This is a genomic window from Wolbachia endosymbiont strain TRS of Brugia malayi (assembly GCF_000008385.1).
GTDB lineage: Bacteria > Pseudomonadota > Alphaproteobacteria > Rickettsiales > Anaplasmataceae > Wolbachia.
The window spans coordinates 911,038-930,978 of record NC_006833.1; the positions used below are offsets into that span (position 1 = coordinate 911,038).

General features: G+C 33.8%; 20 protein-coding genes, 2 tRNA genes and 3 pseudogenes. 9 read left to right on the top strand and 16 right to left on the bottom strand.

All coding sequences use genetic code 11. From position 1 onward, the window contains the following. Window positions 1-62 precede the first annotated feature (62 nt). The 9 genes and pseudogenes from WBM_RS04280 to gatB all read right to left on the bottom strand — a co-directional run. A pseudogene (locus WBM_RS04280) lies at window positions 63-467 on the bottom strand (ankyrin repeat domain-containing protein); the annotation flags it as partial. A gap of 282 nt (window positions 468-749) precedes the next feature. Then, a complete protein-coding gene (locus WBM_RS07000) occupies window positions 750-869 on the bottom strand; it encodes a hypothetical protein (protein WP_083750422.1) in 120 nt (39 codons plus the stop codon). Next, window positions 839-991, bottom strand: a complete 153-nt coding sequence (locus WBM_RS05940) for a hypothetical protein (protein ID WP_167895691.1) — start codon at window positions 989-991, stop codon at window positions 839-841. The genes WBM_RS07000 and WBM_RS05940 overlap by 31 nt, the downstream gene beginning before the upstream one ends. Further along, window positions 948-1,106, bottom strand: a complete 159-nt coding sequence (locus WBM_RS07005) for an ankyrin repeat domain-containing protein (protein WP_083750423.1) — start codon at window positions 1,104-1,106, stop codon at window positions 948-950. Before WBM_RS07005 ends, WBM_RS05940 begins: the two co-directional genes overlap by 44 nt. A gap of 402 nt (window positions 1,107-1,508) precedes the next feature. Continuing rightward, window positions 1,509-1,754, bottom strand: a complete 246-nt coding sequence (locus WBM_RS04285) for a hypothetical protein (RefSeq protein WP_011256899.1) — start codon at window positions 1,752-1,754, stop codon at window positions 1,509-1,511. 414 nt (window positions 1,755-2,168) lie between these two features. After that, a complete protein-coding gene (locus WBM_RS04290; RefSeq protein ID WP_041571501.1) occupies window positions 2,169-2,354 on the bottom strand; it encodes a hypothetical protein in 186 nt (61 codons plus the stop codon). A 38-nt stretch (window positions 2,355-2,392) separates the two neighbouring features. Further along, window positions 2,393-2,584: a hypothetical protein gene (locus WBM_RS04295; protein WP_136132019.1), complete on the bottom strand. Its 192-nt coding sequence runs from the start codon at window positions 2,582-2,584 to the stop codon at window positions 2,393-2,395. Window positions 2,585-2,725: 141 nt separating this feature from the next. Next, the gene (locus WBM_RS05840; RefSeq protein WP_158676306.1) at window positions 2,726-2,902 is read right to left on the bottom strand and encodes a hypothetical protein; all 177 of its coding nucleotides are present in this window, start codon (window positions 2,900-2,902) and stop codon (window positions 2,726-2,728) included. A gap of 538 nt (window positions 2,903-3,440) precedes the next feature. Next, on the bottom strand, window positions 3,441-4,865 hold the full coding sequence (gene gatB / locus WBM_RS04300) for an Asp-tRNA(Asn)/Glu-tRNA(Gln) amidotransferase subunit GatB (protein WP_011256901.1): 1,425 nt from the start codon (window positions 4,863-4,865) through the stop codon (window positions 3,441-3,443). 697 nt (window positions 4,866-5,562) lie between these two features. On the opposite strand from gatB, the gene atpG reads away from it, so the two are divergent. The 4 genes from atpG (at window position 5,563) to WBM_RS04320 (ending at window position 9,487) form a co-directional block, all read left to right on the top strand. Further along, complete coding sequence (gene atpG, locus WBM_RS04305; RefSeq protein WP_011256902.1) at window positions 5,563-6,435, top strand: ATP synthase F1 subunit gamma; 873 nt, start codon at window positions 5,563-5,565, stop codon at window positions 6,433-6,435. A 17-nt stretch (window positions 6,436-6,452) separates the two neighbouring features. Next, window positions 6,453-7,787, top strand: coding sequence for a TldD/PmbA family protein (locus tag WBM_RS04310; RefSeq protein WP_011256903.1), 1,335 nt, complete (start codon window positions 6,453-6,455; stop codon window positions 7,785-7,787). A gap of 175 nt (window positions 7,788-7,962) precedes the next feature. Further along, a complete protein-coding gene (locus tag WBM_RS04315; protein WP_011256904.1) occupies window positions 7,963-8,217 on the top strand; it encodes a cold-shock protein in 255 nt (84 codons plus the stop codon). A gap of 43 nt (window positions 8,218-8,260) precedes the next feature. Beyond that, window positions 8,261-9,487 (top strand): DEAD/DEAH box helicase, encoded by a 1,227-nt coding sequence (locus tag WBM_RS04320; RefSeq protein ID WP_011256905.1) that lies wholly within the window; start codon window positions 8,261-8,263, stop codon window positions 9,485-9,487. A gap of 154 nt (window positions 9,488-9,641) precedes the next feature. Here WBM_RS04320 and WBM_RS06890 read toward each other — a convergent pair whose 3' ends face one another. From WBM_RS06890 to hemF, 4 genes are all read right to left on the bottom strand, one after another. After that, on the bottom strand, window positions 9,642-9,815 hold the full coding sequence (locus tag WBM_RS06890) for a 16S rRNA (uracil(1498)-N(3))-methyltransferase (protein ID WP_338062953.1): 174 nt from the start codon (window positions 9,813-9,815) through the stop codon (window positions 9,642-9,644). Window positions 9,816-9,829: 14 nt separating this feature from the next. Next, window positions 9,830-10,015, bottom strand: a complete 186-nt coding sequence (locus WBM_RS06630; RefSeq protein WP_233417510.1) for a 16S rRNA (uracil(1498)-N(3))-methyltransferase — start codon at window positions 10,013-10,015, stop codon at window positions 9,830-9,832. Between the two features lie 177 nt (window positions 10,016-10,192). Then, window positions 10,193-10,264 (bottom strand) — tRNA-Glu (locus WBM_RS04330). A gap of 1,385 nt (window positions 10,265-11,649) precedes the next feature. Further along, window positions 11,650-12,474 carry an oxygen-dependent coproporphyrinogen oxidase gene (hemF, locus tag WBM_RS04335; protein WP_011256906.1) on the bottom strand — a complete coding sequence of 275 codons (825 nt, stop codon included), beginning with the start codon at window positions 12,472-12,474 and terminating at the stop codon, window positions 11,650-11,652. A 113-nt stretch (window positions 12,475-12,587) separates the two neighbouring features. On the opposite strand from hemF, the gene WBM_RS04340 reads away from it, so the two are divergent. The 4 genes and pseudogenes from WBM_RS04340 (at window position 12,588) to WBM_RS06645 (ending at window position 16,644) form a co-directional block, all read left to right on the top strand. Beyond that, complete coding sequence (locus WBM_RS04340; RefSeq protein WP_011256907.1) at window positions 12,588-15,068, top strand: response regulator; 2,481 nt, start codon at window positions 12,588-12,590, stop codon at window positions 15,066-15,068. Between the two features lie 80 nt (window positions 15,069-15,148). Next, window positions 15,149-15,992, top strand: a pseudogene (locus WBM_RS07010) (ParA family protein). Beyond that, complete coding sequence (locus tag WBM_RS06640; RefSeq protein ID WP_225416114.1) at window positions 15,989-16,228, top strand: ParB N-terminal domain-containing protein; 240 nt, start codon at window positions 15,989-15,991, stop codon at window positions 16,226-16,228. Before WBM_RS07010 ends, WBM_RS06640 begins: the two are co-directional and overlap by 4 nt. 299 nt (window positions 16,229-16,527) lie before the next feature. Further along, window positions 16,528-16,644 carry a hypothetical protein gene (locus WBM_RS06645; protein ID WP_225416115.1) on the top strand — a complete coding sequence of 39 codons (117 nt, stop codon included), beginning with the start codon at window positions 16,528-16,530 and terminating at the stop codon, window positions 16,642-16,644. Window positions 16,645-17,525: 881 nt separating this feature from the next. On the opposite strand, the gene WBM_RS04355 is transcribed toward WBM_RS06645, so the two are convergent. Both WBM_RS04355 and WBM_RS05610 read right to left on the bottom strand, forming a co-directional pair. After that, window positions 17,526-17,855, bottom strand: coding sequence for a TrbC/VirB2 family protein (locus WBM_RS04355; RefSeq protein WP_041571502.1), 330 nt, complete (start codon window positions 17,853-17,855; stop codon window positions 17,526-17,528). Between the two features lie 137 nt (window positions 17,856-17,992). Then, window positions 17,993-18,278: pseudogene (locus WBM_RS05610) on the bottom strand (TrbC/VirB2 family protein). Window positions 18,279-18,463: 185 nt separating this feature from the next. Between WBM_RS05610 and WBM_RS04365 the strand changes: the two are divergent. Next, window positions 18,464-18,538: transfer RNA gene (locus WBM_RS04365), tRNA-Arg, on the top strand. A gap of 37 nt (window positions 18,539-18,575) precedes the next feature. Here the strand turns inward: WBM_RS04365 and rmuC are convergent. Further along, window positions 18,576-19,925 carry a DNA recombination protein RmuC gene (rmuC, locus tag WBM_RS04370; protein ID WP_011256908.1) on the bottom strand — a complete coding sequence of 450 codons (1,350 nt, stop codon included), beginning with the start codon at window positions 19,923-19,925 and terminating at the stop codon, window positions 18,576-18,578. Between the last annotated feature and the right edge of the window lie 16 nt (window positions 19,926-19,941).

Here is a 19,941-nt window from a genome sequence, read left to right on the forward strand (position 1 = left end):
TACTTTTAGCGTAACGTCTACGTTGTGTTTTAGTAGTACTTTTGCTATGTCAATCCTCCATCTTATAACAACCTAGTGCAATGGAGCGTTATCATCCTTACCCTTAGCATTAACATCGGCACCTTTTTAATGAGATATTTTGTCATTTCGATGTTTCCATTTCTGGTAGTACGATGTAGCAAAGTTTTGTTGCACTTGTCTTTTATATTAATACCTTTTTCTATAAAAAATTCTACTACTTTTAGTTTTTCACTCTCAATAGCAAAGTGTAATGGAGTCTGATTACCTCTGTTTTTAGCATCAGCAACTTTGTTGATCAGGCATTCCGTTATTCTAAAGCTTCCACATAATGCAGCTATGTGTAAAGGAGTACTGCCTTTTTTGTTTTTAACATTAACGCCAGCACTTTTTTCAACAAAGTATTCTATTGTATCCACGTTATCATTTTGAGCAGCAGAGTATAATAGAGTACTACCATATTCATTTTAAGTGCCAATCCAGCACCTCTACCGATAAGATATTTAATCATATCTAACTTCCACTATAAGCAGTAACATGCAATAGAGTACCATTATACCTATTCTTTATGCTAATACCAGCGCATTTGCTAATAAGGGTACTCTACTATCTTCAGTTTCCTACTCTCAACAGCATAATGTAGTGGAGTTCAGCCATATTTATTTTAAGCATCAATATCAGCGCCTTTACTGACTGCTACTTTATTACTATATCTGATTTTTTACTATATATTACAAAATGTAACAGAGTACCATAGGAAATAGTTCCACAGCATTATCGTTAATGTTAGCACTGTTGTTCACCAAATATTTCATAACATTCAGTTTCCTGCTATGAGCAGCCTCATGCAAAGCAGTGCAACCATATTTATTTTTGTATCAATCCCAGCGCCTTTGTCAAGTAGGTACTTAATAATACCTAACTCTTCATTACCAGTAGCCATTTGCAGTGGACTCCAGACTTCTCTTAGCATTAACATTAGCACCTTTGCTAACCAACCATTCTACCATATTCAATTTTCCATTTCCAGCAGCGATGCATAATGGTGTTTGACCACAATTGTTCTCAGCATTAACAATTTTTCCTATTTTACCCGGAACGCCTTTCTATACGGGTTAGTATAGCCTTATTGCTTTTACAGTCATCACTTTCAGCAAGTAAATGTAAAGGAGTGCTTTTCTTCATAAAAACCTATTCTTTATATGTATACAAGATGAGTTAAAGTAAAAATCACCAATCAGCCTACTATGGTTGCTTGCATATCCCTAAACAGATGTAACATGGCCTGTATTGTTCACTATTCTACCATTATTTATCAATTCTAGAGCTCTTCTTAAAACTTTTCTTCTTTGCCTGCCTTTTGTGTTCTAATCTAGTTATCCCCCGCACCTAGCTCGTGAATATTTGCCACTCCCGCTTCTAAATCAATCACTTAGTATTTTATCAAGTAGCTCAACAGCACCCCCATAGCTTTTCTTTATCATCTGCCATTAATCTGGAAAAATTTCTTCTATATAAATCTTATCATGAGCAAAATAAGCCATGATATCCCAAATTTCTGTAGTTTGCTTTCCACGTCCTCTGTTGCTCTTCATCTTATCACGTGTAATATTCCATATCGTTAACTTCTCGGATATGATTAATGTCACTTTTATAATTTCTTCTTCTTGCAAATAAACATTTTGTTTCTTCAAATGACTTCTTTCTTTGCTGCTTATATTTTTCAAAATAACCACTGAACTTCTTTAATTCGTCCTGCTCATCTTCATTTTAAATATATGCAACCGCTAGTCCCAAAGCTAATGAAAAAGACTTTTCTAGTTTAATCTTTTTTCTCTTCCATCGCAAAAGTCATTCTCTACATCTAGGACTCTCTCAAAAAATTATAAAACCTCTGTTTCCTCGAATTTATCAAACCATATTTCCTCTATCTCTTCTGCTGTTTTACTATTTTCCACTTTTCACTGCAGGAAGTGATAAAAACATAAGGCTTTCCCCAATTAGGACGCTGTGAACACAAAAAGGGTAGTAAAAATTTACTAATACCCTTATATCCTCTAACATTACCAAAAACAAACAGGCTCATTCTTCCTACAAAAAAAGTATATATTTTTTCAACAACATTTTTTATCGCCTTTGTGCTTCTACGTTCATCTGTAGCAGAAACTCCTAGTCTTTATATATCTAGCTAGATCCAAGAAAGACTCTTTTATACTTTTAGGATCCTTAGAATCTATAAATATAACATTGCCATCGTAACATTCCTTATAGTTGTAAGCATATTTCTTGACAAATTCAGTTTTATCTACCCCATCTAGATCTTTAATAACAACCATCTGCCTCGCACTTTTTTGAAATCCACAACGCACAGCATTTAATTCATTACTCTCCCAACAAAATCATCTACTGGGTCCATCACATTATGCCAAATAGGTGTTTTTAAGACTTCTCCTCTTATTTTTTCAAGAAGAGCTTTTACTTGCTCGTGTGATAGAAACTCCTCTTCTTCTTTTTCCATCAAAGTCAGTACTTCTTCCTGATAACCCGCTGCAAAAGTGCTTAGCATCAGTATTGCTGAACTCCTTGCCCAGCTCACCCTTAATAATCTTACTCAGCTCAGTTCCGCTTGACAAAAATCGACTGCAAATACTAATCTATCTTAAAAGTCTTATTTCCTTATTGCTGACTTCTCTAACTACCTTACACCTTATAAAACCCTTATTTTCTGCAAGTATGAGATAATACTATTATCAAATTTATATCTTACACCACTACCTACATCCAGAAACTCATTTTGAGCGTTTACTTTTATAACTGAAATTTCCTTTCCTTTATTCTTCCACTTGACATTATTCTCAGCTTTCTTACTGGACGCAGTAATCAAATCTGTGGAATCAAAATCAGTGTTGTAATAATGACAAAATCTTCTATTTCACCCCCAAATTCTCCATTTACTTTTGATCTTCAAATAAGCAATGAGATAGTTTTATTAAACCAAACGCACCACCCTTTCCCTGCGCTAGTAATTCACCTATTCTGATCTTTTTGTTCCTATCCTTTTTCTGTGCTTGATTTGTATGAGCTTATGTGCTATTCTTCCGTCTTGTTCATAACAAAGAACAATATTATTGAAACCCTTAGCTGACTTTTTCTCTGCAAATAGGAAAAAAGAATACTCCCTATCTACTGCATGTCTAGGAAATAACATTAGCTATCTTGCTTGATACATAATATTAGAAAAGATATGCTTAACCACTGAGTAGGATAATTTTTCAGGTACTCCTCAACCTCACACTATTTTACAAATAGTACCTATAAATGGTAAAAAAGTAATAAATCTATATGTCATGACATGCATATACCATAGTATGGATCTGAGAATATCTACAAGACGTACTGCCAATGCAAATAAAAAGGCGCAACTAACTGCTCAATTTTTCACTCAAAATAAAGTTCACGACATCAGGGCTAGCTTTTCCTTTGGTAAGTTTCATGACTTCGCCAACAAAGAATCCGTATAGTTTTGTTTTACCATTTTGGTATTCTTGAACCTTATCTTGGTTGTCATTGATGATTTTGTCAATAATTTCTGATATTTGACCTTTATCGGTTATTTGCTTCAGGTCCTGCTCTTTTATGATCAAAGATGCTGGCTTGCCAGTTTCAAACATAATATCAAAAACTTGCTTGCCAAGCCTAGCAGAGATCGTTCCATCAACGATAAAATCTAAGAGTTCGGATAAGGCATTTGCTTTAATTGGGGAGCTCACAATATCAATACCCGCTTTATTCAAACGACCGAAAAGCTCTACAGTTAGCCAAGTAACAGCAAGTTTTGAATCGTGCTTTTTTATCAACTCCTCAAAATAGTTAGCAATTGCTTTATCAGAAGTGATGACATCAGCATCGTATTTGTTGATACTTAATTCTCTAATGTATCGTAGCTTTTTTTGATCTGGCAATTCGGGCAAAGATGATCTAATAGAATCAATTTTATCCTGGCTTATCTCAACAGGCAGTAAATCAGGTTCAGGAAAATACCTATAATCACTCGCATCCTCTTTGTTTCGCATTACTTTTGTTTTTCCTAAAGAAACATCAAACAACAAGGTATCTTGACTTATTTTCTCGCCACTTTCCAAAATTTCAATTTGCCTTTGTATTTCATAATCTATAGCTTGCATAATATAACATATTGAGTTTAGGTTTTTTATCTCGCAGCGGGTGCCGAATGTGCTACTGCCTTTTGGGCGAACAGAAACATTTGCATCACAACGAAGCGACCCCTTTTCCATATCACCATCACATGAGCCAATGTAACGCAAAATCTGCCTCAACTTTTTCATGAATTCCGCAGCTTCCTCAGATGAACGAAGATCCGGCTCCGAGACAATTTCCATTAGAGCAACCCCTGCACGATTTAAATCTACATAAGTTTTGCTCTCTTCATGAATGCTTTTTCCTGCATCTTGCTCTAGATGAATTCTTGCGATTCTTACTTCTTTTTTATTATTATTGATAAATATTCTACCATTTTTAACTATTGGCTCAAAAAACTGAGTTATTTGATAACCTTGCGGTAAATCAGGGTAAAAATAATTTTTCCGATCAAAGTAAGAGCTCTTATTAATTTCCGCAGAAAGTGCAAGACCAGTGCGTATTGCCTGCTCTATAGAGTAGTAGTTCAGTATTGGTAGTGTACCTGGCATTGCTGCATCAACCAGAGAAACTTGAGTGTTATGTTCAGCGCCAAACTCAGTTGATGAGCTAGAAAATAGCTTTGTCTTAGAAGAAACTTGAGCGTGCACCTCAAGCCCAATTACCGCTTCCCAATCCCCTTTTGTCATGTATTTGATTCAAATGATAATCCTAATATTCTGCAAAATTAGCACAACAAGTCAAAACAAAACTCACGTTTTTATATTTCATCTTAACTTTTTAACCTAATGTTTAAGCGCAGTGCGTACTAAAAATACAAAAAATTACTTAACAAATCTCACTAGCCCCCATAGTACTAAAGGTATTCAGTTATCTTCAATCTGTGCAGATTAAAATGACAAAGTATTACATAATTGACGTCTATGTTTAATTTTTTACACTATATGTATCTTACGTCTTCATAACATTTCTAGGTTCTTACCTATATAAGCTGAAACTCGCTTATAAAGCGTTTTAGACAGTATATATGTCAATTCGCAGGATTAGAGAGTAAACACTATCTACCACGGAATATCTTTTGCTTTTTTTACTTAGTAAATTTCTTAATAATTTATAACTACCGTTACCTCGCAGCAGGATCCAAAAATACTGCAAAGCATGATGAGAGATTGCCATTTCAGCGTGTTGGATCCAAGTGTCGGGGTACTTAGATGACAGAAAAGGGACTCTGGGATGACACTATCCTTCTAATAGTATACTAGCAACTGTTAGGCCTTACTAAAAAATAAAGAGAAATATGAAAGCCCTATATCTTCTCACATCAAAAGAACTTGCTTTTTGACATGAATAATTATATATTTTTAATAAATTAGAGTTGTATACAAAATGAAGAGCTTAAAGGAATTATCCTTAAGAATTAAGAATATTAGGTCTGTACAGAAAACTACGAAGATAATGCAAATGGTTTCTGCAGCAAAGTTATTACAGAGTCAAAAAAAGTTATCAAATTCAAAACTGTATATATCCAAGCTGCATGACATTATTTCTTCAATAATGTCATCCGCTGACCAGGAATTACTGGCAAAAATTTTCACCACTGGCGATAACGATTCTTATCTAGTGTTTATCATTGCATCTGATCGTGGCTTATGCGGCAGTTTTAATTCCTCTATTGCAAAATCTAGCCAAGAGTATGTAAATAAATTGATTGCGAGTAGCAAAAAAGTAGATATTGTATTTCTTGGTAAAAAAGCTTTTGATATAGGTAAAAATAGATTCGACTCTAAAAGCATTTTAAAAATTGAAAACAGTAAGGGGATCACGCTAAAGCGTGTAGAAGCTTTAGTTGACAGTATGGATCTCAGTAAATATGATAGGATTAAAGTTTTCTATAATAAATTTTACAATACCTTCACACAGAAGCCAATGTTGGAAACGATAAAACCATGGAGTAAAAGCTCATCTTTGATTGATGACTATCTGACCAATTCAACAATAGACTACAACTATAAATATGAACCACAAAATACTGAATTTATCTTACGATCTTTGATTCAAAATTACGTTGTAACTGCCCTTTACTCTGCTTTACTTGAAAGTGCAGCGAGTGAGAATAGTGCTAGAATGGCTGCTATGGAATCGGCTAATAGAAACACTAAGGAAATGCTGAATAAGTTGGCATTGCTTTACAATTGTTCTCGTCAAGCAGCGATTACAACTGACTTGATCGAAGTGATAGGTGGTGCAGAATCTTTGTAGAAATCTCAGGGATAAAAATGAATATATTAAATATCGCAGCAGACATAATTAAACTAATAAAAAAGCAAAACCAAGACGCAGAGGTTGCAATATATGAAACTAACAAAATCTTCGTTTCCCAACGTCTATCAAAAATTGAACAAATATCACAATCTAAGAATTGTACTATAGGAATTAGAGCTATAGCAGGTAAAACCAAAGCTGCGTATATTTCTACAAACGATTTAAATAATCTTAGTGACATGGTAAGCAAAGTAGTAGAAATGGCAAAGAATGCACAAGAGGATCCTTACATTAATTTTGCTATAGATAGAGATAATTGTACCTACTCTACAGGCTTAGGTATCTTAGATAATAATGTTGTAACTATTGATAATCTAAAAGAAATTGTCGAAGTTGCAGAAAACTCAGCTCTTGCGCATAAAAATATTATTAATTCTGAAGGAGCCTCTTCTTCACATGTTTTAGTAAATACAGTATTATCTACTGTTTCTGGTTTTATCGGCTCATTTAGTAAATCAACCTTTGCTAATCAGGTCTCTGTTGTCGCTGGAGAGGGAAGTGAGATGAAGATTGGCTATGACTACGATATAGCATGTAACTTCGGCGATTTAAAATCGCCAGAGTTAATAGGGAAAGAAGCAGCAAAAAGGGCAATTGATCAATTGAATTCACGCACGATTAAAACTGGTAAATTTCCAGTTATTTTTGAAAAAAGAGCAGCAAAAGAGCTAGTAAGAAATTTTGCTTCTGCTATAAACGGTAGCAGCATTGCGAATGACAGCTCTTTCTTGAGAAATAGTTTAAATACTCATATTTTCAACAATAGAATCAACATTATTGATGACCCATTGTTACCAAGGGGCATAGAATCAAGACCATTTGATGGAGAAGGAATAACTAGCAGGAAAAATACGTTTGTAAAAAACGGAATACTACAAAATTGGATTCTGGATCTATACTCGGCTAAAAAGTTAAACTTGGAAACAACTGGAAATGCAACTCGTGCAAGTAATGCTGCAATCATTCCTGCAGCTAGTAACTTCTACGTCGAAAATGGTAATATATCACTTAAAGAATTAATTGAGGAAGTGAAAGAGGGAGTATATATAACTGATTTATTTAGCTTTGGTGTTAATTTAATTAATGGTGATTATAGTCAAGGTGCATCAGGATTTTTTATAGAAAATGGTAAAATAACGTATCCAATACACGAGATTACTGTTGCTAGCAATTTAAAAGACATGTTTAGCAACTTAGTCGTTGCGGACGATTTAACCTTCTGTGGGCAATTTAATTCACCAACGATTAAAGTTAGTGAAATGACAGTTGCAGGCTCGCTTAACAATTAGAAAATTTAGTTGCATCAAGTATAACAATTATGTATTATGGTTATGTAATGTTAATGGTAGACTATGGAATATGGAAGCTTAGTTTTAACAACTGAGCTTCAAGCATTCTTAATTTTAATTTCAAAGTTTTTCACCACATTAGTAGTATTAGTTAATAATTTTAGGAGTTGTTTCAATGGAATTCGGTAATATAAAGTGGTTTAATGCTGAAAAAGGTTATGGCTTTATCAAGCCAGAAGCTAATGGAAATGATATTTTTGTACATATCAGTACGCTAGAACGTTCAGGAATAAGACCTGATTCACTCAGAGGAGAAAACAAGGAAAAGGGAATAAAAGGAGAAAGAGTAAGCTATGAGCTCAAAGAGGAGCGCGGTAGAAATGGAGAAGGAAAAAAATTTGCAATAAATTTGAAATTGTTAGAAGATTAATTCGCATTTTGATGATAAAAGTTCTTAGTAAAGCTGATATATTGTGAACAGCTTTTATGAAATGGGTCTCCCACTATTGCTTGCGCAAGCTCTAGATAAAAATAGTTTTTCTGTTCCAACTCCAGTTCAAGCACAGGCAATTCCCTTAGCTCTAAAGGGTAAAGATATTCTTGGATCTGCCCAAACGGGAACTGGAAAAACTTTGGCATTTGCTATTCCGTTAATTGCTAAGTTATTAGGTGAGCCTAACGCTAGTACAGCTTTGGTTATTGTACCAACCAGAGAGCTTGCGCAGCAGGTAACGAATGAAATAGGGAAGCTTTTGTTAAAAAACTCCGTGCTAAAGATTGCCTTATTGATTGGTGGTGAGCCCATTTTCAGGCAGCTAAATCAGCTTCAGAGAAGGCCACGAATTGTAATAGGTACTCCTGGCCGTATTATAGATCATATTGAGCGTAAAACTTTGATTACTAACAATGTCAGCACTCTTGTACTTGATGAAGTGGATCGTATGTTTGATATGGGTTTCGGAATTCAAATTGAAGGGATCATGAAATATCTCCCAAAAATGCGGCAAAACCTTATGTTTTCTGCAACTCTTCCTGGTGATATAGTTAAGCTTGCTGAGAAGTACTCGAACCAGCCAGAACGTGTTTCTGTTGAGAATGAAGCAACAACTTCTGTAAAAATCAAGCAAGAAATTATTTATGCATCAGAGTCAGAAAAGTATGGAAAGCTTGTTACACAATTATATCAGCGTAAAGGATCGATCATTGTTTTTGTCAGGACAAAGCAAAGAGCAGATCAACTAGCTTACAAATTGCGCAAGGATAACCATAGTGCTTTGGCAATTCATGGTGACTTGAAGCAGCGCAAGCGCAAGAGGGTTATTAACTCTTTTCGTCGTGGTCACAATCAAATTATGGTTGCAACAGATGTTGCTTCTCGAGGTCTTGATATTCCTCACATCCAACATGTTATCAATTATGACGCACCGGAATCGCAAGCTAACTATATTCATCGCACAGGTAGAACTGCACGCGCTGGAGCTGAAGGGTACGCACTGTCCTTTATTACATCTCAGGATAAAAAAAGGCTGCCTACACTGACAGATAAAAAAGGAGAGCTAAATTTTGATTGTAATGTGCAATTTAAGAAATGTAGCAGTAAAAAGGTTTCTAGAAGGCCAAGTGCACTAAAAATTAAGTATGGTAGAAAAAAGACTAGTACTTTTAAAAAGAAAAGCACAGTACTAGAGAAAATATATTAATATATTAACCATCTTTTCCATTCTTAAAAAACCTCAGAGTAAAAAAAATGCTTTAGAAAATTGAGGGACCATAAACCTACCTGCTGGATACTTTGTTACTAAAGAAGAGTTCAAGGAGATAAATCAAAACTCAGTGGCTTTTTCTATAAATCTACTAACTATTGCTCAATGCAATTTTATAACTCGCATTGGTGAAAGTTGGTACAGCAACTATGGCAGTGTCTACTATTAAAATTCTTTTTCCTAAACTTAATTTCTGATAAAATTTATCAGCAAGGTTAAGTTCATCATGTGAAAAACCATTTTCATGATCAACAATAATAGCAATATTCCTTTTGTTTTTTAGAACTTCATTGGAAGATTTTTCCTACCCTGCTTTATCACACAAGATAAAACTTCTATTCGAGAGTCAGGTAAATCATGGAAATTAACAGGAGGTAAAACCTCTGGCACACTTATTCTGCAACATTGTTCTGCAGTTTCGATTGCCTGTAATTTTGCTCTATTCAGATTAATATTCTTTACCACTGTATGTTCCGTTAAAATGAATTGAATACATGTTGCCTCCATTTCACAGTGGCTTGTTTTATTACATTGCTTAGAGTAGTATTTTTTACTATAGCACAATACCTTCTATTGAAGGTTAGTCTACCAGAAAGACTACCATTTGCAAGCTGAAGATTGACCCACACTTAGCTCCTTGAATGACTCTTACGGGATTTGAACCCGTGTTACCACCGTGAAAGGGTGATGTCCTAACCACTAGACGAAAGAGTCAATGTGAATTAACTAAGTTATATTGATTATGCGTAAGAAGTCAATTCAATTATTTTAAAGCACAAACACCCTTTTCTATTCCACATTCAATATTCACGAATTTACTTTAGAATTAGAAGTTTTAGGTTTTATTCTTAATTATTCAACTTTTGTATCAGATTCATAGCTAGAATCATAACTTGAATCCCCGCTTTCATACTTTTGTTTTATTTTTTTTACATTAAAGACAGCTCTCTAGTCTCAATTTTTCGATTACTAGTCTATCACTGATTTATTAGCCTATTAGGACTTTGTTCGTTTAGTTTCATTCATTCTTGCCATTCGTTTACTTTATCTTGCACTATCCCATGATAAGTCTCTGAATTAGTTTTTATATCTCTTGCTTTTCTCTCCGCCCTTTTTTGAACAAATCTACTTCAGCAAATAGGTTCTCTGATCAACTGTCCTAGCTCCTTCTGTTTTAAGCTAGCAGGCTTTTTTGCTCTAAAAGATCATCTACAATGCAATAAGTAGGTTCTTCTAATATACTAAAATAACCGTTGTTTTCCAGTGACAAATTTTCAGTAGATTTTTATATGGATCATATACTTCAGCATAAGTAGACTCTCTTGATGTGTTGAAATAACCATACTTCTCCAATGAATTACTAACCTTAGAGTTATATACCTCAGCATAGATGGGCTATTTCAAAAGCAAAACATCATAGCCAGTGCTCTTTGGCTTGTAGTCAAAAGTTCTCGTGGCTTTAGGTAGTATCACATTACTAACTGAGTTAGCCTTGAGTTTCAACTTCACGGCTTCTTTAAACTTATTAAAATCTCCCTTTCTTCAAAAATCCTCAATATATTTCCCTTCTCTTTGTCATTTTTAGGCATTGCACTCATGCATTATTAATTTACCAAGCATCAAACAACATTTTTCTCTATAGTTTTTGAGGTATTCTTTAGCTTGTACCGATATAGCCTCTTGCTCATAAGTAAGAGCTCTTTACATATTTATAAATTTATATTTCTAATATCATCGCTGCCTATTGCATTAACATTAGCTGCCAGAGTTAATAAGTAATTCCATTACGTCATAATCAAAATTCTTTACTGAGTACTCTAAAGCACGGTTTAAAGCTTGACCGCATTTATGTTAAATAATCCTTGCATTGCTAAAAGGATTGACTTTCGAAAAGAGTTTTTTTTAAGATTATTTGTTACCCTATGAAGGCTTAAAGCTAGTTTAATAATTTTTATGTTACCATTTCTAGCAGATCTAATTAAAAAATTGTTTATTATGTCCATGATTGTACTCTTCTATAAAGGTTCACTATCATTGTACAATTCTAACTATGACGATTTATTTTGTATTAATAGCAGCCCTTTACGTCCAGCAGCTCTCTACATCCACTTAACAAGAGGTGGCATTGACATCATAATTGCATCTGGATTACCATCCGTCATTAAACCAAACTTTGTACCACGGTCATACAACAGATTGAATTCTACATACCTACCGCGTTTTATTAATTGGGTCTCTCGTTGTTCTTTCGTCCAAGGCTTGCGCATATGTTGACGTATAATATGTAAATAAATTTTTAAAAAGGTTTCACCTACTGCTTTTGTAAACTCAAAGTCATTTTCCCATCTACCGGAATTAAGATTATCGTAAAAGATTCCACCAATACCACGTGGCTCTTTTCTATGTTGTAAGAAAAAGTAGTTATCACACTGCTCCTTGAATTTTAGATAGTATTCAGCGTCAAATTTATCACATGTTGTTTTGATTGATTCATGAATGTACTTATAATCTTCCTCGTTTTTATATGTTGGAGTAAAGTCCATTCCTCCACCGAACCATTGTTTTGATGTATATATCAACCTTGTGTTCATATGTGCTGCAGGAACAAGGGGAGATTGCATGTGAGACACTAAAGATATACCACTTGCCCAAAACTCTCCATTACTCTCACTTGCACCAGGAATTTCATTTACAACTGAATCTGCAAATTTTCCATATACCTTTGAAATGTTTACTCCCACTTTTTCAAAGACGTCACCATAGATGATTGTAGATTCCCCACCTCCTCCACCTGGACGATCCCATTTTCTCTTTTCGATTTTTGGATCTGTAGGTGACTGCCCTTCAATTAACAAGAAAGACTCAACAACTCTGTCTCTTAGTGCACGGAACCATTCGAAAGCTTGTATTTTTTGTTCTTTCATAATATTTTGCCACTAGTACCAATTTCAAGAGATTTAAATGGTAATTACCTATCAAAGATGTTAATAAATCTATAATAATTAAACAAATATAATGAAATATTTTTACATGCACAATGAGTAAAAGATATATAGATAGCAAGAAAGAGAACAGGGTTGACTTCATATTGAGGAATCATGGAATGTCAGTTATCATTATGGCAGTTATTATGTTCTTACCTCCAGTAGCAATATCAGTACTCTACTTTTTTGATATATATGATCAGCACACTAATATAGAGATTAATCTATTGGTTAGCACTCTAGTGACTCTCTTTATAGTATATAATGTAAAACATTACAGATACTTGCTTAATATCATAGAATTTCAAAATGCAATATTTGCAAATGCACTAAATCATAATACAGAATTTTGTCTTATTTTACACAAAAATGAAGATGTCGTTTATGCTGATGCGAGGTTCTACGAAAGGTTTAAAGATTACATAGATAATGATGTTACACTAGGCAAGATTCTTGAAGTAGGGGATATTTCAGAAAAAGACAAAAAAGCATTATATCAAGCGCTAAAGAATAACTCTTCTGTACAGGTGCGCATTGTCTTAAGCAAGAAAAGTAGAATATCTAGCTTTCTTTTGCTTTGTGAACCAATACCAGATAATCCACAAATTGCTATAAACAGTAATAAGATCTTAAATTTATCATTAGCACCAATAGCAAGACCACATGGGTATTTCGTATTGAAAGCAACACAAATGAACAAAGAACAGGTATACGAAGAATTAATAGAAAAGCACAATATAGGAACTTATATTGCAAATACTAAGGGAATAATTTTATCTGTAAATAAAAGATTTTTAGACATGTTTGAATTGAAAAAACTTGAAAAAGGCAGTTCAATTAATGATTTCATATTTCAATCTAAGTATAACAATGTAGCAACTGATAATAACATTTTGTTTTTTACTGTAAATGGTGTTCCATTTAAGGCTTATATGAGCACTGCTATGTTTTGCGATAAACATCATCATAGCTATATATATGGCCTTATTACACCAGTTGAATCAAACGTTATTGATTACCAATTACACCCTTGTTTTGCAAATTCATCAATTGCTATTGCACAATGTGATGTAAATGGTAGTTTTATAAAGAAAAATACAGCGCTAATAAAACTTGCAGGGCCAGATAATAGCTCAATATTTACACTGATATCTGATGACTATCATATGAAAATACGTGAATATTTCTTGAGTAACAGGATAAATAATGCGTCCTTTGATGTGCAGCTTAATAACAATGATAACATGAAAATATATTTCAATAAGTTTCTTCATAATAGAATGATGTTTATACTTTGTTATTTTGTTGATAATACTGAGCACAAAAACCTGGAGATAAAGCTTGAACATTATCAAAAAATGCAAGCCATAGGTCAATTAGCAGGTGGTATTGCACATGATTTCAACAATATACTAACTGGAATAATAGGATTTTGCGATTTGCTTTTACTCCAGCATTCAGCTGGCGATCCATCTTTCGGAGATATAATACAAATACAGCAAAATGCAAAACGTGGATCAAATTTAGTTAAGCAATTGCTTGCTTTTTCAAGAAGGCAAACTATGCAACCAAAGATTATTGATGTAAATAGTACAATAGCTAATCTTTGTGAAATGATAAAAAGATTAATAGGTGAAAACATAAAATTTACTACTTATTATGGTAGAGATTTAGGTATGGTTAGGGCTGACCAAGGACAATTAGAGCAAGTTATACTTAACTTAGCAGTCAATGCTAGCGCTGCTATGGAAAAAGGAGGAGAGCTAACTATACGAACTTTTAATAAAAAGATTGATTCATTAAATTCTACACCTCAGGGTATGTTTTCTCCAGACAAGGAAGCGATTGAACATGGAAATTATGTTATGATTGAAGTAATTGATACGGGATGTGGTATGGTGAGTGATACAGTTGAAAAAGTATTTGATCCATTTTTTTCTACCAAAGATATTACCTCTGGTACAGGTCTTGGTCTCTCTACTGTATATGGTATTATTAAACAAACTGAGGGGTATATCTATGTTGCCAGTGAAGTAAATTGTGGAACTAAATTTAGCATATTTTTGCCTATGGTTTACATATCAGATGAGAATCATAGAGAGAAGGGTAGTGAAGAAATAGAGAAACCAGTAGTAAATGAAGTGAAAGATAATGGTATAATTTTATTAATTGAAGATGAAGACTCAGTAAGGGAGTTCATTACTAAGGCACTAAAAAGAAAAGGATTTGATGTAATAGAAGCTAGTATGGGCAGCAAAGCGTTAGAAATAATAAGTAAAAAAAATCAACATATAGATCTAATAATCACCGATGTAATAATGCCAGAAGTCAGCGGTCCAGAGATAGTCAAAGAAGCTCTAATTCACAGGCCGGATATCAACGTTATTTTTATTTCTGGATACACAGAAGATGCGTTTTTGAAAAACGATAACATTAATATAGAAGATTTTCACTTTTTACCAAAGCCATTTACTCTAAGTGAATTAGGAAATAAAGTTCAAAGTGTACTACATAAAGCAAAAAAAGCGGTTTAATTTTAGGCACAAAAAAATTTTCTAATGCAAAAGTTTTTAGCATATATATATAGAGTTATTCTACACATAAGACAAAGGACGTGAGCAAGGTTATTGCAATAGTAAATCAAAAGGGTGGAGTTGGCAAAACTATAACTAGTATAAATTTATCGACAGCTTTTGCTGCTGTAGGAAAAAGTACTTTATTGGTAGATTTTGATCCTTAAGGAAATGCTAATACTAGTTAGTGAATTTCTTATCGTAGTAGAGAAGAGAAAAATATATATAAAATATTACTAAATAGCGAAAATAAACTCATAAGATCAGCAATTTTCAATATAAAGGAAATTCCAAATTCACCGCTAATTTCTTCAGTAATTGATCTACCGGCTGCAGAAATTGAATTATTACAACCTGAACGGGGAAAGTTTATGCTAAAGAATGCATTAGAGAAAATATGCGATGATTATGAGTACACAATTATTGATTACCCTCCATCACTTGGCTTGCTTACTATCAATGCTTTGACGGTTGCTGATTCTATTATTGTTCCTCTTCAGTGTGAATTTTTGCTTTGGAGAGGCTAAGTCATTAGTTAAAACTGTAGAGCTAATAATAAAGAAATAGCCTAAACCCTTTTCTAACATAGAGGAATCTTGCTAACAATGTATAACAGACGTAACAAACTTAGAGGACAGATTAAAGATGACATTTATCAGTACCTAAATAATAAGGTGTATAAAAAACTATTATTCCGTTGTATGAGACTATCATTCTATGCAATGTAAGACTGTTAGAAGCGCACCTTCTCAAAGGAAGCTAGCCATTGTGTATGATCTTAAATGTTTTTGTGCGTAAGCATATATAGGTTTAGCAAAGGAAATTTTGAAAAAGCATGCTAGCAGCTGTAAAGAAAAGAATCTGGTAAGTAAGAATACAGCATGAAGGATGAAAAGAGCTCGGGCAGAGGTCTTGCTGGTCTTACAGGTGACAACTATGACAATAAAGAAGACCGACAAGAGTATTTATCCATTTCATTACTGCACCCAAGCAAGTTTCAGCCAAGGAAATACTTTGATGAAGAATCATTGAAAGAACCTGCAAGTTCAATAGAGGAAAATGGCACAATACAGCCTATCGTGGTACGTAAAGGTTCAAATTTAAAGATAGCTATGAAATAAATAGCTGGGAAATGTTGTTGGTGAGCAGGCAAGATTGCAAATCTCGATAGCGCTTCGGTTATTGTAAAAGATTTGAGTGATAAAGAATGCTTGGAATTATCCATTATTAAGAACATACAGAGGCAAGATATTAACCCTATAGAAAAGGCGATCATATAGAAAATTAATAGGTAAATTTTTCTACACACATGAAGAACTAGCTCTAGCTACAGGCAAAAGCCGCAGTTATATAACCAATATGACTAAGATGTTGTCGCTTCCCAACAGTGTGAAAATGATGATCAACGAAAAAGTTGTCTATGGGTTATGCAAGAGCGCTAACTAATATTGAAAATGCAGGAAGTATCACAGAAAAAATAGTTTCTCAGAGTTTGAGTGTTAGACAAACTAAAAAATTGATAAAAGACTTGCATTGAAATAGCAGCTAAAAAGAACGAAAATACACTTAAAACCAAGACATAGGCAGTAGTAGAGGACGCTATATCTTCTCAGAGCTTGGTTTAAAGATCAAAATTAATAATAATAATTCCAAGGGGAAAGTTATGATACAATAATCCAAATGAATTAGATTTAACACCAAAAATTTTGAATAGAAAACTTGAGGTATAGCTGCCAGCAGAGCAAAATATAATATAGAATACAACTGTTGATGTCACCCAAGCAAGCTCATAGAAATGCAAAAAATACTTAATAAACTTTGCCAGCTCTATTATTATCAATAATAAAGTTGTTTCATAATTTAAAGCCTATCGGAAGTCAAAGTCTAGAGTGGTATATTTTTTAGTGTGTGCACTTAATTTCTAGGGTGTTTTTGTTGTATTCTTTCTGAACTTTTTCTATAGTAAAGTTGTTTGCCTAATGTCATGAATTGTGCCTACTAAGCGCTAAAAAACATTAAAAAATGCTAACATTATAAAACAGATAGTAAATAACCAGCTAACAGGGAATCTTTTGCCTTTTTTTATTTGGTAAGTTTCTTAATATTTATAGCCAGTTGCAATTCATGAAGCCAAGTAGCTCTGTAAAAATAATTTATTTTTGTAAAACACAATAAATAATATAATTTCACTACTTAGCACTGAAATCCAGAAATCTTATCTGTATATCATCTATTTTTGTGGAAATACTATAAACACTGAAAGTGGCTGAATCTGCTACTTTCAAGTGAAAGAAACCTCAACAGAGGTTTATGATGTAATAAAAAATAGTGCTTAAAAGAAGCACTATTTTTTACCCTACTGTCTCAATCATTAGGAATATTGTCCTGCTGCATTACGTTTTGTGCCTCTAATGGTTTCTATGGCTTTACATTACCATTTTCGCAAGTCACACCAGCGTTTGGCATTATTTTTGAAACAACTATAGGAGCACCAAAAAACACAGCAGTAAATGCACCGAGTGCAAAAAGAGCTGGCCACGGCATTCTACCAAATATTGCAAGCAAAGCTGCACCTATTATTACTATTGTTATCATCGGTCCACCTATGCCATGGGCATAGCCTATTATCTTACATATCACTATTGATGTTGTATCATTTGTATCAACAAAATTATTAGTAGAAGGAGGAGCACCTGCATTAAATGCAAAGAAGATGGTCAAAGCCACAAGTAGAAAAAATTTTTTCATTACATCTCCAATAGTTTTTACTTTATCCTACTTTACTTCAATTAAATTTAAGTAAATGATACTAGAAATATCATTTGCCCAAAACTTTTTTGAGGCCTGTCTTTAATTTGCAGAACTTAGAAGTTTCTATTTACATGCTATTGCATTTGTTTTATTGCCTTTACAGCTGTAGGAGCTCTGAAAAATATGGCAGTAAATATACCAAGTGCAAAAAGAGCTAGCCACGGCATTCTATCAAATATTGCAAGCAATGTTGCACCTATTATTACTATTGTTACAATCGGTCTACCTATGCTGTGAGTACAGTCTATTACTTTTTACATATTACTGTTGATGTTTCATCCTTTGGTACAGCAGGAGAAGTGCACGTCATACACTCGTATCAAAAGCAAAGGAGAAAATTAGAGCTATAAACAAAAGAATTTTTCACTATACCTCCAATAATTTTTATACTAGATTTTCTCTTACATTTATTAAATTTTAGCAAAGGTAAGAAGTTAGTAGATTGATCACATTATCAATTTGACTTTGGCGTGCAGTGCTTCATTTTATTTAACCAAATTAATTGAGTCAAGCTATAGAATCTGTTAAAGTTAATTTTATAAAATGCACCCTTAGCTCAGTTGGATTAGAGCATTTGACTACGGATCAAAAGGTCGGGCGTTCAAGTCGCTCAGGGTGCACAAATATCAATACAGATACAGAAAATATGAGTGAGATCTAATCCACCCTCAATTCCTCGGCATGCAAACTGCGTGGCAAAGACTCTAGTTCCTTTGCAACGTTCAATTCTTTGTTTTTTGTATATATACCAAGTTTATTGAATTCTCGGGCAGCAGGAAACACTCTTGTTTCAAGTGAACCAGCAGTTTTATTATAATGATCAACGGCACTCTTTAAGCTCTTGCGTAAATTATCAAAGTTTTCACCCATTGTACAGATTCGCTCATATAAAATGTGGCCTAGCTCACTGATTTTTTTCGCACTTTCAGCTATCATTTCTTGCTTCCACCCGTATGCTATTGCCCTAAGTAGAGCAATTAAAGTGATTGGTGTTGCAATAATCACTTTTTTTTCTACTCCAATCTCTATCAAAGCAGGCTCATACTCTAGTGCTGCACTGAAAACCCCTTCTCCTGTGAGAAAAAGAACTACAAGTTCTGGTGTATTTTCAAATTGATTCCAATACTCTTTTCTACCCAGATCATTTATATGCTTTTTTATTGCCAAGGAATGATCCTTTAATTTTTCCTTTTGTATCCGTAAGTCATTTTGTGATACAGCATCAAGATAAGAATCGAGCGGCACTTTAGCATCTATTATTATTTGCTTTCCAGATGGCATTTTGATTATTAAATCAGGACGCAGTAAATTATCCTTATTTTTATCAATCACTGATGGCTGGGTAAAAAAATCGCAATATTCAACCATTCCTGCCATTTCTACCACTCTTCTTAGCTGTATTTCACCCCATTTCCCTCTAATATGAGGCTTCCCTAAAGCATTAGCAAGGCTAGAAGTTTGGTTCATTAATGCTCCAATTTGCTCTTTTAAACCTTCATAAGCCCCTACTCTCTCTTTTTCCAGTTCGCGTATTTCACTATCAAATTTTTCCAGTTTTTCTTTTATCGGAGTTACAACTTCGTTAATCGTTGCTTGCCTTTTCTTGAAATTACTTTCTGTCTCTTTTAATTTACTATCGATTACTTCCTTCGCCAAGTTCAGAAAATTATTGTTATTTGTCTGCAAAGCATCAAGAGAAAGTGCTTTAAAGGTGTTTGTTAGTCTCTCCTCAGCTTTTGCTAGTAATTCTATTTCCTTTTTCTTCTCCTCACGTTCTTTTTGCAGAGTTACTTCAAGTTCTGCATTGCTCACTTTTAAATCTACTATTTCTTTGTCCTTACCCTGCAAGATCTGTCTTGTTTCTTGAAGCTCACGCTCCAATTTAAATAAATTACCCTCAAGATTTGCCGATTTTATTTTTTCTCCGCTCAGTTTTTTATTCTTTCTTACAATGATGCAGAGAAACAATAATAAAAAGAGGCCAAAAGCGATAGAATTGAAAAGCATCAGAATACAAAAAAAA